This window comes from Campylobacter sp. IFREMER_LSEM_CL2101 (assembly GCF_025771825.1).
GTDB lineage: Bacteria > Campylobacterota > Campylobacteria > Campylobacterales > Campylobacteraceae > Campylobacter_D > Campylobacter_D lari_C.
The window spans coordinates 27,980-42,856 of record NZ_JAKMQZ010000012.1 but is presented as its reverse complement, the minus strand read 5'-3'; the positions used below and the strand labels follow the sequence as shown (position 1 = coordinate 42,856).

Below are 14,877 nucleotides of genomic sequence, written 5' to 3'. Positions count from 1 at the left end.
TTATTAAATGCAGGTGGTAATAATGTATTTTTAATTAATCCTAATGGGGTAATCATTACTAAAACAGGAACTATCAATGCTAATCGCTTTGTGGCTTCGACTTCGTCGATGAGTGATGGGGATATGTGGAAATTTGCTAAATCTACACAAGAACAAGCTGCAGCTTTTTCACCGGTGTTTAAACCACACAAAGCAGGTAATGTTGTAAATATGGGTAATATTAATGCTAATGATGTATTACTTATAGGGAATAAGGTAGACATACAAGGTGGTAAATTAGGGAATAAAAACTCAACTACACATTTAGTGGGAAAAAATGTGTATATAGACGCAGATAGTGCAAATTTAAATTCTACCATAAATGTAACAGCCACAGAAGGTGGTTACATACAAAGACAAATGATAAATTTTGCAAATGATGGCTATAAATTTGGAAATAATGCAAATATAAATGTAGTCAACTATACAGATTCTAGTGGCACAACTCATACAGGAAGCTCTAATTTTAAAAAAGCGTTAACTATAGGTAATATGGGGGATGAAAAGAAAAATGCTATAGAATGGTGGCACTTTGCTAAAGGTTGGAATGAAAATTTAGGTGTTAGAGAAATAGATGAGTTTAGATTGGTAGGGAATATTGATTTTAGTGGTAATAAAGGACAAGGAACAGAAGGTAAAGATTGGCAGAATTATGCAAATTATTGCATAGATGGATTAGGGTGTACTAGTATGATAGTTGGTTATGAAAATAGTTTTAATAAAATATTTGATGGACAAGGTTACACACTTAAAAATATTAATATAGATATAACATTCGATGAAGTTAAATACTACTCTCAACTTGTAGGTATATTTGGAGGTGCAGAATCTGGTGCAATTTTTCGCAATATCAATGTAGATTATATGGGTGGTGGAATAAAAGTTGATATTAATTCAGATGGACGTTATAATATTGGAGGATTTATAGGAGCTACAGATACTGAAGGAGGTAACAATGTAAAATTCTCTAATATATCTATAAATAACATAAATAATATTACTATCAATGGCAATTACTCTGTTGACGAACCCGCAGAATATATTGATGGAGTTAATGCTGGTGGTTTTGCGGGTAATTATTATGGCTCAACTGCAAAAAATATATTTATAAATAATATAAAAAACATTGAAAACAAAGGTTTTAATGCAAAAACAGGTGGATTTGCAGGCTCAATATCTTATGGAGATATTTCAAGTGTTTCTATAAGTAATATTGGAAATATTAGTAGTTTTATCAACTATAGTAATATTGGCTTTAGTCGTTCTGGTGGATTTGCAGGCTCAATATCTTTGGGAGATTATTTTATTTTATCAAATATTTCAGATATTTCTATAAGTAATATTGGAAATATTAGTAGTAATGGTCATAAATCATATTCTGGTGGATTTGCAGGCTCAATCTCTCTAGGGAGAGATAATGCTATTTCAAATATCTCTGTGAGTGATATTGCAAGTATTAATAGTAATGGTGATATAAATTATGATAGCCTTAGTCACTCTGGTGGATTTGCAGGCTCAATCTATCTAGAGAGAGACAATGCTATTTCAAATATCTCTGTGGGTGATATTACAAGTATTAATAGTAAAAGTAATGAGGCTTATTCTGGAGGATTTGCAGGGTATATTACTACAACAATGTATGATGAAGCAGGAGGAGTGTTTAAGAATATATCTTTAAACAATATAAGTAAAATTAATAGCACAAGTAGTTCTGATAGAATATTTAAAAAAGGATCATCTGGAGGATTTGCAGGGTTAGTTGAAAATGGTGTTTATTTTTCAGATATTTATATATTTTTTAATCCTAGAGTAGAAATTAATTCAAATAATAAAGTTGGTAAATTTGCTGGACACATAGATAATATAAAAGTTGACAATATCCACATTTATCACCATATAAACGATTTAGCTAATGCAACTGCCGATCAATCTTTTTGGAATGATTTTAATAAAAATGATTATGTTTCAGATAAAATAAACATTCACACTTATAACGATTCTACTCAAAGTGATGCATATAAAGACTTTTTATCTAAAGCAAATACTATAGAAAAACCATCTAAACCAACCAACCCTACAGATCCTACAGATCCTACAGATCCGAGCAATCCTGATGTTATCTTAGATAGTGATGATTTGTATGGTGGTATTATTGCAAGTATTATTAATGAAATAAGAAATGAAAAATATACCATAGATATTAAAAATCTAGTTAGTTTAATCAATGCTTTTAAAGGATTAGATAAAGATTCTAGTGAAAATGAGATTAAGGCTGTTATAAAAACACATTTAGGTATAGATGGTGATAAAGCTTTAAGTATGGCTCAAAGTATTAGCTTTTTACTAAACTATCAAGAGCATAATTTTGATGGTAGATTAAGTGAGCAAGCTAAAACTATTTATGATGGCACTATAAAACCAAATGTTAGTAATACTTTGGGTTTAATCTCATATTTAGATAAAAATAAAGATTATCTTTTAGAGCAATATAATAAACACAAAGAACTAGAACAAGTCTTTAAAGATAAAGAGCAAGCTTATAAAAAAGCAGAAGCTGAATTTAATAGATTATTAGATTTAGTTAATAAAGGAAAATTGAGTTATAATGATCTAAATTCACTCAAGCTTTTGATAACTGGCTTAATGCTTATAATGATTATAATGATTTATCAAATGATATCAGTGAATTAAATAATAATGTTGAAAAAATTGCTAATTATATTACAGATGAAAATAAAGGTTTAGCTTATACAAAATTTAGTTTTACTAAATTTGATGATATTGCTAAAATAGATTTGGTTAAACCTGAACTTCCTGATATAGACAATTCTCAAGGTGGAGATTTGCCTGCATTTGAACAAACAGCTTCGCTTAATTTAATAGGTGATAATGCTTTAGATGATGATGATGAGAAAAAAGAGATAGATGAAACCTCTTTAGCTCAAAAAAATAAAACCTGCATAGTTAGTGATAACTATAAAACTATGAATCCATGTGTAGCAGGTATGTAAACAACAACACTAGGATTTATCCTAGTGTGTATATAATGAGTATATTAATAAATACTCATATTAAATAATATTTTGATTCATCAATAATAGATATAAAAATAAAACCCATGATTTTAAAATACATCACTAAAAGGAAAAAATAAGTATGAAAAAACTTTTACTTAGCACTATAGCACTTAGCTCTTTAGTTTATGCTAATAATGGAAGTATTACCATAGCTAAAAATGATATAGAAAAGGTTATAGAATTATCCCCTGATAGAAACCTCCCTCAAAACAAAGCTATCAAAGAAAATCTAAAAACCAAAGATGATTATAAAAAAAGTCAAGAAGCTAAAAAAGACTTTGAAGAAAAAAAGAAAGAATTAAAAGAAAAACTCAATCAAGAAAATGAAACTAATGATGAAACTAACAATCAAACCACTAATAGTTCTAACACTAACTCTATTAACTCAAGTAATCAAACTAATACTACCACCACTAAACAAGTAATAACCAAATATAAATTTGTTATCACTAATGAAAACACTAGCTTTGAAAAGCTAGGTATTAAAGAAGAGGATTTACAAATACTCATTAGTGAGTTTAGTACTAGAAAATTTAGCTTACAAGATTTACAAGATATATCTAATATCATTGCTTATTATTTCCAAGTTAATGGCTATCCTGCTGCAACAGCTTATGTACCCCAACAAGAATTTGAAGATAGTGTGCAAATAAACATAGCCTTAGGAACATTAGGTAAGTATATAGTAAAGAATAAAACTAATATAAAAGATTATTTTATAGAAAGTAAGCTTAATGAAAGAATCAAAGGTAAAATCATCTCTACTAAATTAATAGAAGATAGTGTATATAAAGTCAATGAAATGTATGGCATTCAAACCCTAGCAGGTTTACAAGCAGGAGAGAATGTAGGAGAAACTGATATAGTTATAGAAGTAGTTCCTGATACTAAGGCTAATGTATTATTATATAGTGATAATTATGGTATTAAAAGTGCAGGGGATATTAGAGCTGGTATTAGTATGGGATTTAATTCTATATTTAATATGGGAGATTATTATAATTTTTACTTACAATCAAGCAATGAAAAGCAAATCAACTATGGGGCAAGTTATACTTTCTTTTTAGGAAATTTAAAAATTACTCCAAGCATATCTCAAGGCTCTTATTCTTTAGGTGGAGATTATGAAGGCTTAGGTTTTAGTGGTACTTCTAGAAATTTTGGTATAGACTTTTCTTATCCTGTATGGATTAATACTAATTCATCTTTATACTTTACTTCAAGTATTTATCATAAAATACTTAGTGATGTAACCTTAGATCTTTTAACCTTTGATAAAAGTTCTAATGTAGGTAGTATGGGTTTAGAAGGTTTATTTAGAGGCTTTGAGAATAATACCTTAAGTTATAGTGCTAAGATAAGTATAGGTAAAGTATATGATGATGGTACTACTATATTTGGAGATACCTCTAAAAGTGGAGGCAAAGGCTTTGGCTGGTTTAGAAAACTCAATGCTAGTTTGAATAATTATTATAGTATTAATGAATACATTACTCATACTTTAAATATAAACTATCAAAAGGTATTAGGAAATTTTGAATTAGATTCTTCTGAGAGTTCATCTTTAGGTGGAGCTTATGGAGTAAGAGCTTATGATAATGGAGAGGGTGATGGAGATAATACCATAGTAGCTAACTTTGGTATAAGAATAAATATACCAAATACTAATTTTTATTTTACTCCTTTTTATGATGTAGGTTATGCTTGGTATGAAAAAGCTTCAGGAAGTAGATTAGCAGATGAGCATTTTTTAGATGCAGTAGGCTTACAAATACTTTATAATAAAGCTAATGAGTATTATATAAAACTTGATGCAGCTAGAGCATTACATCAATACAAATACGATGATGAACATAGAATGAAATTATATTTAAGTGGTGGGGTGTATTTTTAAAATACACCACTTTTATAATTAAACCCCAAAGAAAATTTCAGGTTTTAATCTAAGCATTAAACAATATGCAGCCAAACTAGCTTGTTCTCTTGTGTAATTTCTATTGCCTTGTATGTGAATGCATTCTTGTAAAAAGGTTCCATCTTTATACATAGCTCCTATGTAGATGGTGCCTGCTTTGGTGTTTTTATCATTTTCTTCTCCAGCTACCCCACTAAGCGCTAAGGCAAAATCACAATTTGTGGTTTTAAAAACCCCTTTTAGCATAAAATAAATACAACGATCAGAGTATTCCCCAACACTTTCTAAGGTATCATTACTCACCCCAAGCCAAGAATTTTTTAAACGATTAGAATAAGTGATCAAAGAACCCTCAAATACACTAGAAATTCCTGAATTTTCAGCAAATTTTGAAGCACAAAGTCCTGCGGTGCAACTTTCTGCAAAGGAAATTTTTAAGTTTTTTTCTAAAAGTTTTTTAGCTATAAATTTAATAGGATCATTTCCTAAAAATACTTTTCCCGTAAAAAGTTTAAAAACTCCTTTTAAAAAGCCCTCTAGTTTTCCATACTGACTAGCGCTTGCTCTAATACAAATGAGATTATCTAATAATGCACTTGAGCTAGTTTGAATTTCAAAAGAAGTAGTAAGCGTGCTAAGTAAGATATTTGCGCTCATTTCATCTATATCCAAAAGACAAAAATACGCATAGTCAAGTTCAGGATTTTGTAAAATCATAGGCAATTTTTGCTCTATATTTATATTTAATAAATTAATATGGCATTTTTCAAAAGAACTTAAAAAGGAATTTTTTTCACGCAAAGCTTTTGAAGGTACTAAAGTATCATTTTCTAAGATTAAAACATCATCATTTAAGGTTGCTATGATTTTAGCTATGGTTGTATAGTATTCGCTAATGCTAAAAATGGTTATATAGTTATATTCTTTAGAAAGTTTTTCAAGTAAAAAAGGAAGTTCTTTGTCAGGTTTGTTTATAAATTTTAGTTCATGAAGTTCTAAAAACTGCTTTTTGTATTCTTCTTGTATATAATGCATATAATTTTCATTAATAATAATTTCACTACCTATAATGATGATAAGATGTTTCATGATTTTCCTTTTTTTCTTGCGATTATAACAAAAAAATAAGTGCAAATTAAAAGTATTTTAAGTAGAATTTACTATTTTTAAATTTTTCAAGGTGGATTATATGGATTATAAAGATACGCTATTGCTTCCAAATACGACTTTTGCAATGCGTGCAAATTTAGCAGAGCTTGAGCCTAAGCGTTTTAGCAAGTGGTTTGAAAACAACTATGCTTATGAAAAAATGAAACAAAAAAGACAAGGAATAAGCGAGAGCTTTACTTTACATGATGGCCCTCCTTATGCTAATGGACATTTGCATATTGGCCATGCTTTAAATAAAATTTTAAAAGATATCATCATCAAAATGCATTATTTTCAAGGTAAAAAAGTGCGTTTTACTCCTGGTTGGGATTGTCATGGTTTACCGATAGAACAGCAAGTTGAAGTTAAACTTAAAGATAAAAAGCAAAGTTTAAGCAAAAAAGAAATTCGTGAGTTTTGCAGAGAGCATGCGAGAGAATTTGTAAATATCCAAAGAGATGAATTTAAGTCTTTGGGTGTGATTGCTGGTTGGGATGAGCCATACTTGACTATGAAAAATGCTTTTGAGGCAGATATTTACAAAGCTTTATGTAAAATCGCTAAAAAAGGACTTTTGCTAGAAAGAAGTAAGCCTGTTTTTTGGAGTTGGGCTGCTAAGAGTGCATTAGCAGAAGCTGAAGTAGAGTATGAAGATAAAGAAGATTATTCTATTTTTGTAGCTTTTGAGCTTGATAAAACTTCCCTTGAAAAGCTAGGTGTAAAAAAAGCTAAAGCAGTCATTTGGACTACCACGCCTTGGACTTTACCGGCAAATCAAGCTATATCTTTAAATCCAAATGAAAAATATGTTATCACTGAAGAAGGTTATATTTTTGCTAAAGCCTTGCTTGAAAATATGATTAATAAAAACTTCACTCAAGGAAAAATTCAAAAAGAACTTTTAGGTTCTGAATTTGAAAATTTAAGTGCTATTAATCCACTCAATCAAAGAAAATCTACTCTTATTTTAGGCGATCATGTTTTAATGGAAGGTGGTACAGGGCTTGTGCATACTGCACCAGGACATGGTGAGGATGATTATTATGTGTGCTTAAAATATGGCATTGAAGTGATTATGCCTGTAGATGATGGTGGGTGTTATGATGAAACGCTAAGAGCTAAAGGACTTTTACCAGAACATTTGCTAAATGAGTTTATAGGACTTCATATTTTTAAAGCAAATGAGCGTATTTTAGAATTGCTTGGCGAAGCTTTGCTTGAGAGTTCTAAATTTATACATTCTTATCCATTTTGTTGGAGAACACATAAACCGGTTATTTATAGAGCTACAAAACAATGGTTTATCTTAATGGATGAGAAAAAGTTAGATGGAAAATCTTTAAGAGAGCTAGCGCTAGAGCAGTTAAATAATGTGAAATTTTACCCAGAAAGTGGGGTAAAAAGACTTAGTTCTATGATAGAAAATCGCCCTGATTGGTGTATATCAAGACAAAGAGATTGGGGTGTGCCTATAGCGTTTTTTAGAGATAAAAGCACCAAAGAAGTGATTTTTGATGATGATGTTTTAGATCATTTGGTGGGAATTTTTGAAGCAAATGGAGCTGATGCGTGGTGGGATTTAGAAATAAAAGATTTATTACCGCCAAATAGCAAATATGATCCAAATAATTTAGAAAAAGTTTATGATATTTTAGATGTTTGGTTTGATAGTGGTAGTACTTGGGAAGCAGTGTTAAACTCAGCAAGATATGATGCAGGGGAATATCAAGCTTCAATGTATCTTGAAGGAAGTGACCAGCACCGTGGGTGGTTTCAAAGCTCGCTTTTAATCTCCACTGCGATCAATCACAAAACCCCATATAAAAACATACTTACTCATGGCTTTACCGTAGATGAAAAGGGTCAAAAAATGAGTAAATCTAAGGGTAATGTGATCTTACCTCAAAATGTAGCTAAAAATTATGGGGTAGAAATTTTAAGACTTTGGATAATGCTTAGTGATTATTCAACGGACTTAAAAATTTCAGACAATATCTTAAAACAAGTAAGTGAGCAGTATAGAAAGATAAGAAATACTATAAGATTTTTACTTGCAAATACTAATGATATGGAATTTTTAGAAACAAAAAATTTCACACTTTTAGATAAGTGGATTTTAATGCGTGCGAAAGTTGCTTTTGAAGCATGTGAAGCTGCTTTTGAAAAATATGAATTTGCAAAAGGCTTTAGTGTGCTTTTAAATTTCTTAAGTGCGGATTTAAGTGGAATTTATTTAGATGTGTGCAAAGACAGATTGTATTGTAATGCAAAAGATGACACAAAGAGAGTAAGTGCGCAAAGTGCCATGGTGTTAATAGCTAGAAAACTTTTTGCGCTTTTAGCTCCAAGTTTAACTTACACCATAGATGAAGCTTTAGAGCATGCAAATGTGGCTATTAAAGAAAATGCTAAAGATGTGTTTGATTTGGTATTAAAAAATGGCTTTGATTATGAGTATAAAATCGAGGATGAATTATTTATAAAATCAAGAGAAAAATTCTTTGAGCTTGTAGATGTATTAAAAAAAGACAAAATCATCAAATCAACTCTAGAGTTAAGTTTACAAACAAGTGCAAATGAGCTTTTGAGTGAAGATATTGAAGAAGTAGCTGATTGGTTTATGGTAAGCTCAGTAGAAAGCTTAGATGATAAAGAAGCTTTGAGTGAGTTTAAAATAGATGATCATAGTTTTAAAATCGTGCGTTCTTCGTTACACAAGTGCCCAAGATGTTGGAAGTTTTTAGCAAAAGAAGAAGAATGCTTATGTCCAAGATGTAATAGTGTGGAAAAAGCAAAAAATGTTTGAGCAAGCTTTACCTTTTAGCGTGGTAGTGATTACTTTATTGAGCTTTTTATTTATCACGCTTTTTTTGTTTTATTTGGTTAAAAAATTTAAGGATAAATAATGGTAACTTTAAAAGAAGCTTTGAAATTTTCAAATGAAGAATTAGAAAATCTAAAAAAAGAATTAAATGAAAAAGCACATCAGCAAAAGCATTTGGGTGCTTATGTGGAGCAGTTTTTAAATAAAGACTTAAACACTTCAGGTGCAGGTGTGCCAGTAGCTATAAAAGATAATATTAGTGTAAAAGATTGGGAGTTAACTTGTGGTTCTAAAATTTTACAAGGCTATGTAGCTCCTTATGATGCAAGTGCTATTGTAAATTTACGCAAAAATAATTTTGCTCCATTTGGAAGATGTAATATGGATGAGTTTGCTATGGGAAGTACGAGTGCGACTTCTTTTTATGGTAAGACTTTAAACCCGCTTGATAATACTAAAGTCCCAGGTGGAAGTAGTGGAGGGAGTGCTACTGCAGTTGCTGCGGGGATAGCTTTGGCAAGTTTGGGTTCAGATACAGGTGGTTCGGTAAGACAGCCTGCTGCATTTTGTGGTTGTGTTGGGTTTAAGCCAAGTTATGGAAGAGTTAGTAGGTATGGTTTAGCAGCGTATTCTTCAAGCCTTGATCAAATCGGAGTTTTAACGCAAAATGTTGAAGATGCTGCGATTTTATATGATGCTATTGCAGGTTATGATGAAAAAGATAGCACAAGTGCAAACATAGCTTTTGAACCAACCGCGCCAAAACTAAATGCAAATAAAAAGCTAAAAATAGCTGTGATTAAAAACTATGTAGAGCAAACTAATGATGATGTAAAACAAGCTTTATTAAAAACCATAGATATGTTAAAAGCAAATGGCCATGAGATTGTATATAAAGACTTAATGGATTCTACATTTGATGTTGCGGCTTATTATATCATAGCAGCGGCTGAAGCAAGTGCAAATTTAAGCCGTTATGATGGCGTAAGATATGGTAGAAGAAGTGAAAAATGTGACAATCTTAGCCAAATGTATGTAAATAGTAGAAGCGAGGGCTTTGGAGAAGAAGTAAAAAGAAGAATTTTGCTAGGAACCTTTGTTTTAAGTAGTGGGTATTATGATGCATACTATATCAAAGCACAAAAGGCTAGAAGATTTATCAAGCAAAAATATGAAGAAATTTTAAATGATTGTGATTTGATTTTTATGCCAGTTGCTCCAAGTGTTGCTTTTGGTTTTAACGATATAAAAACTCCGGTGCAAATGTATTTAGAAGATGTATTTACTATTTCAGTGAATTTAGCAGGACTTGGTGGTATTAGTGTACCTGTAGGAAAAAATGAAAATGGACTTAATATCTCTGCTCAGCTTATATGTAAAGCTTATGATGAGCAAACTTTGTTAGATGGTGCTTTAAGCTTGGAAGAAATTATCAAAAACAAATAAAGGAAAAATTATGAAAATCATCAAACGCGCTTTGACTTTTGAAGATGTTTTGCTAGTTCCTCAATATTCTGAGGTTTTACCTAAAGAAGTAGATATCAAAACAAGGCTTACAAAAAATATCACTTTAAATATGCCTTTAATTTCAGCTGCTATGGATACAGTTACTGAGCATAGAGCCGCTATCATGATGGCAAGACTTGGTGGCATAGGGGTAATCCATAAAAATATGGACATAGCTTCACAAGTTAGAGAGATAAAAAGAGTTAAAAAAAGTGAAAGTGGCGTGATTATGGATCCTATTTATATAGGGCCTAAAGCAAGTGTTAAAGAAGCGCTAGAACTCATGGCTGAATATAGAATTTCAGGCGTTCCTGTGGTAGATGAGAATAAAACTCTAATAGGAATTTTAACTAATCGCGATTTAAGATTTGAAACTAACTTTGATAATTTAGTAGAAAATGTAATGACAAAAATGCCTTTAATCACTGCTAAAAAAGGCTCTACTTTAGATGATGCAGAAAGGATTTTCTCTACTAATAAGGTAGAAAAACTTCCTATTGTAGATGAAAATAATCACTTAGAAGGCTTAATCACTATAAAAGATTTAAAAAAGCGTAAAGAATATCCAAATTCAAATAAAGATGCCTATGGAAGATTAAGAGTGGCTGCAGCTGTGGGTGTGGGTCAGCTTGATCGTGTAAAGGCTTTAGTGGAAGCTGAAGTTGATGTTATAGTAATGGATAGTGCGCATGGGCATTCTAAAGGGATTATTGATACATTAAAAGCGATTAAAGCTGAGTTTAATGTAGATGTGATAGTAGGAAATGTTGCAAGTGCAAAAGCGGTTAAAGATTTATGTGAGGCAGGTGCGGATGCTATTAAGATAGGTATAGGACCTGGTAGTATTTGTACTACGCGTATTGTTTCAGGTGTGGGTGTGCCTCAAATTTCAGCTATAGATGAATGTGCGATAGAAGCAAGTAAATACGGCGTGCCAGTAATTGCTGATGGGGGTATAAAATATTCAGGCGATATCGCAAAAGCTATTGCAGCAGGTGCAAGTAGTGTGATGATAGGTTCACTTTTAGCAGGAACTGATGAGAGTCCAGGTGAGTTATTTACTTACCAAGGAAGACAATATAAGAGTTATCGTGGTATGGGAAGCTTAGGTGCTATGCAAAAAGGAAGTTCAGATAGATACTTCCAAGAAGGTACAGCTCAAGATAAACTTGTACCTGAGGGAATTGAAGGTAGGGTGCCTTATGTAGGAAGTATAAAAAGTGTAGTGCATCAACTTTTAGGTGGGCTTAGATCTTCTATGGGTTATGTAGGTGCAGTAGATATCAAAGCTTTCCAAGAAAGAGCTGAATTTGTAGAAATCACCGCAGCAGGGTTAAAAGAAAGCCATGTGCATGATGTAACTATCACTGCTGAAGCACCAAATTATAAGGTAAGTAATTAATGGAATTTGAAGATCACATCAAACAAGCCGAACTTTCTTTGGAAAAACTTAACGATAAAGATTTAGACCTTAAAACTTGTGTGGAAATTTATAAAGATGGTTTAAAAAGTATCAAACAAGCAAGAACTATGCTTGAAAATGCTAAATTAGAAATCGAGCAAGTAGATGAGTAGTGTTGTAGCTTTACAATTTCCCACTTTAGCTTTGAGTGAATCAAGGCTTGATTATTATCTAAAAGCTGCTAAGGAAAGTGGTGCAAATTTGGTGGTTTTGGGTGAGTATGTTTTAAATAGCTTTTTTAGTGAGCTAAAAACTATGCCAAAAAGTATGATCAAAGAACAAAGTCAAAGCAAAAAAGCAAGCTTGATAAAACTTGCTAAAAAATATGATTTAAACATCATTGCGCCTTTCATAAGTGTTGAAAATGATGGCTTAAAAAAATTATGCTTAAAAGTAGGCCCGCAAAATATAAAAGTATATGAACAACAAATTTTAATGCCTTATGCACACTGGAATGAAGAAAAATTTTTTAACAATAAAAAAACTGATAAGCTTAAACTTTTTACTTTCACACATGAGGGCTTAAAATGTGCTTTGCTTTTTGGCTTTGAAGCACATTTTGATATCTTTTGGCAAATGATCATGAAAAAAAAGATAGACTTAGTCATCATTCCTACGGCTAGTACTTTTGAAAGTAATCAAAGATGGCTAGAACTTTTAAAAACAAGAGCCTTTTTAAACTCAACAAGTATTTTAAGGGTTAATCGTATAGGTAATTTAAAGCAAGAAAATGAGTGGAAATTTTATGGAGATAGCTTTTTTATTAATGCTTTTGGCGAAGTGCAAGAGCAACTTGGCGATCAAGAAGAAATGCTTGTGGTAGAAGTTAGTAAAGCAAATGAAGCTAGAAATTTATGGGGTTTTGATAAGCTTGTGAAAAATTATGAAGAATAATCTTTTTAACAAGAGAATATTATTAAAGGAATATAATGAGAAAAATTTTATTACAAATTCTTTCTTTTAGTTTTATTTTTATGGGAATTTTTGCTTTAGTTAGGTTTTTGATGATAAAAAATTTAACTAATGAAAGTGAAAATAGCTTAATGGTATATGTATATGGACTAGGTCATGATATGAGAACCTTTAGTGCTATTTTTTTACCTTTATTTTTGTGTGGTTTATTTTCTTATATAAGTTTGGTTTTTAAGGATAGAAAATATCATGCTACGGGGGGGGGTAATCGCTAAATTTTATATTTATCTTTCTAGTTTTTATGTAGCTTTTATAGCTTTTGTTGTTTTAATTTCTGCGTTTATACATTATTATTACTTTCAACTTTATGCAAGCAAAATTGATATTTTTATTTTTGGTTTAAAAGATGATAATACTAAGGCGATATTATCTATAGTTTTTTCTGATTATCCCATTATAAAAGCATTGTTATTAGCTGTAATTTTTAGTATATTTTGTTTTTATCTTAATATTAAAATTCTTAGCTTAAAATTAGAGACTATTAAGGTAAAGCTAGTATTTTTTGTTTTATTAAACATTTTACTAATTTATGCTTATGTTGTGGCATTAAGAGGGCATTTTACCTATAATGCACTAAGAGCTTCAAGTTATGAATTTAGCACTATAAAAGCTTTTAATGAAATTTCCACAAATCCTTTAATGGCTTTTTCATGGGCATATAAAGAGTATAAAAATCAACAAGAATTTAAAAGCGTAGATATAAAACAGCTTAATCAACTAGAAGAAAAGCTTTTTCCTATATTTGATACTACTTTAGCACATCAAAATCATGCTAAAAATCATATTTATATTAACATCATGGAAAGTTTTGGTTTAAATTTAGCTGAGTTTAGCACTGAAAAAATTAATCTTTTGGGAAATTTAAAAAAACATATTGAGCAAGATGTTATTTTTACTAGATTTTTATCCAGTGCAAACAACACCATAGAAAGTTTTAATCGTTTGGTTTTTTTAAGTCCAAATATTATTTCAAATGGATTGTATCAAAAAGAAAAATTAGCCTTTACGCCTTTGCAAATTTATAAAAATGCAGGGTATAAAATAGTTTTTGTTTATAGTGGTAATGCTTCTTGGTATAATCTTGGAAATTATTTTAAAAATCAAGGTGTAGATGAAATCATAGATGAAAATACACTGATGCAAGATTTTCCACAAGCTAAAAAAACAAAACACAAATACGGTACAGCTGATGAGTTTATGTATAAAAAAATATATTCAATATTTGAAAATGCTAAAAATCCTACGCTAGTTATTTCTCTTAGTATTTCTACTCATAGACCTTATATACACAAAAGCAAAACACAACTTATTGATGAGAATGCTTTAGATGAAAAGATATTAAATCAATTTATTATCAGTGATTCTATAGGTGCTTTAAATGCTTATGCGTATGCAAATGATGAATTTGGAAAATTTTTAGATCGCATAAAAGAAAGTAGTTTTAGGGAAAATATTATTGTTGCTGCTACGGGTGATCATAGATTTAGAGATATTAAGATGGATATTAAATCCCAAAAAGCTTTTGCTTGTAGTGTGCCTTTTTATTTATATATTCCAAAGTATTTAAAAAATGATATTTATTATGATAAAAATCGTGTAGGTTCGCATAAGGATATTTTTCCAACACTTTATAGTCTTACTCTTAGCAATACAAAATATTTAAGTTTAGGAGGAAGAAATATGTTAGCACCTATAAAAAATGAAAAGTTAGAATTTGGTTTTAATGAGCTTGTTTGGATTGATCAAAATGGAGTGTATAGTGGAGATAATGGTTATTATTTTGAAAATAATACTAGTATAAAAGATACAAATAAAGCTTTTGAGCTAGATTTATATCATAAAAAATTTTCAAAAAATTATAAAGAGTTGTTTCAAAAGCAATTAAATTATAGACTAGTCAATCTCAAAACATCAAATGATAGTGATTAGATTT

11 protein-coding genes are annotated in these 14,877 nt (G+C 30.5%); 10 read left to right on the top strand and 1 reads right to left on the bottom strand.

Annotation, left to right across the window (positions count from 1 at the left end):
* The 3 genes from L8V88_RS07230 to L8V88_RS07220 all read left to right on the top strand — a co-directional run.
* The coding region (locus L8V88_RS07230) for a filamentous hemagglutinin N-terminal domain-containing protein (RefSeq protein ID WP_263727386.1) at positions 1–2,730 on the top strand (2,730 nt) is incomplete at its 5' end.
* A 104-nt stretch (positions 2,731–2,834) separates the two neighbouring features.
* Positions 2,835–3,050, top strand: coding sequence for a hypothetical protein (locus L8V88_RS07225; protein ID WP_263727385.1), 216 nt, complete (start codon positions 2,835–2,837; stop codon positions 3,048–3,050).
* Positions 3,051–3,195: 145 nt separating this feature from the next.
* A complete protein-coding gene (locus L8V88_RS07220) occupies positions 3,196–5,010 on the top strand; it encodes a ShlB/FhaC/HecB family hemolysin secretion/activation protein (RefSeq protein ID WP_263727384.1) in 1,815 nt (604 codons plus the stop codon).
* A gap of 18 nt (positions 5,011–5,028) precedes the next feature.
* Here L8V88_RS07220 and L8V88_RS07215 read toward each other — a convergent pair whose 3' ends face one another.
* Positions 5,029–6,120 carry a CinA family protein gene (locus L8V88_RS07215; protein ID WP_263727383.1) on the bottom strand — a complete coding sequence of 364 codons (1,092 nt, stop codon included), beginning with the start codon at positions 6,118–6,120 and terminating at the stop codon, positions 5,029–5,031.
* Positions 6,121–6,220: 100 nt separating this feature from the next.
* Between L8V88_RS07215 and ileS the strand changes: the two genes are divergently transcribed.
* The 7 genes from ileS (at position 6,221) to L8V88_RS07180 (ending at position 14,873) form a co-directional block, all read left to right on the top strand.
* Positions 6,221–8,986 carry an isoleucine--tRNA ligase gene (gene ileS / locus L8V88_RS07210; RefSeq protein WP_263727382.1) on the top strand — a complete coding sequence of 922 codons (2,766 nt, stop codon included), beginning with the start codon at positions 6,221–6,223 and terminating at the stop codon, positions 8,984–8,986.
* A gap of 99 nt (positions 8,987–9,085) precedes the next feature.
* On the top strand, positions 9,086–10,450 hold the full coding sequence (gene gatA / locus L8V88_RS07205; protein ID WP_263727381.1) for an Asp-tRNA(Asn)/Glu-tRNA(Gln) amidotransferase subunit GatA: 1,365 nt from the start codon (positions 9,086–9,088) through the stop codon (positions 10,448–10,450).
* Between the two features lie 10 nt (positions 10,451–10,460).
* On the top strand, positions 10,461–11,912 hold the full coding sequence (guaB, locus tag L8V88_RS07200; protein WP_039618890.1) for an IMP dehydrogenase: 1,452 nt from the start codon (positions 10,461–10,463) through the stop codon (positions 11,910–11,912).
* A complete protein-coding gene (xseB, locus tag L8V88_RS07195) occupies positions 11,912–12,085 on the top strand; it encodes an exodeoxyribonuclease VII small subunit (RefSeq protein ID WP_039618888.1) in 174 nt (57 codons plus the stop codon). The genes guaB and xseB overlap by 1 nt, the downstream gene beginning before the upstream one ends.
* A complete protein-coding gene (locus L8V88_RS07190) occupies positions 12,078–12,866 on the top strand; it encodes a carbon-nitrogen hydrolase family protein (protein ID WP_263727380.1) in 789 nt (262 codons plus the stop codon). The genes xseB and L8V88_RS07190 overlap by 8 nt, the downstream gene beginning before the upstream one ends.
* Before the next feature lie 35 nt (positions 12,867–12,901).
* Positions 12,902–13,159: a hypothetical protein gene (locus L8V88_RS07185; RefSeq protein ID WP_220567308.1), complete on the top strand. Its 258-nt coding sequence runs from the start codon at positions 12,902–12,904 to the stop codon at positions 13,157–13,159.
* Positions 13,134–14,873 (top strand): LTA synthase family protein, encoded by a 1,740-nt coding sequence (locus L8V88_RS07180; protein ID WP_263727379.1) that lies wholly within the window; start codon positions 13,134–13,136, stop codon positions 14,871–14,873. Before L8V88_RS07185 ends, L8V88_RS07180 begins: the two co-directional genes overlap by 26 nt.
* The last annotated feature ends 4 nt before the right edge of the window (positions 14,874–14,877 follow it).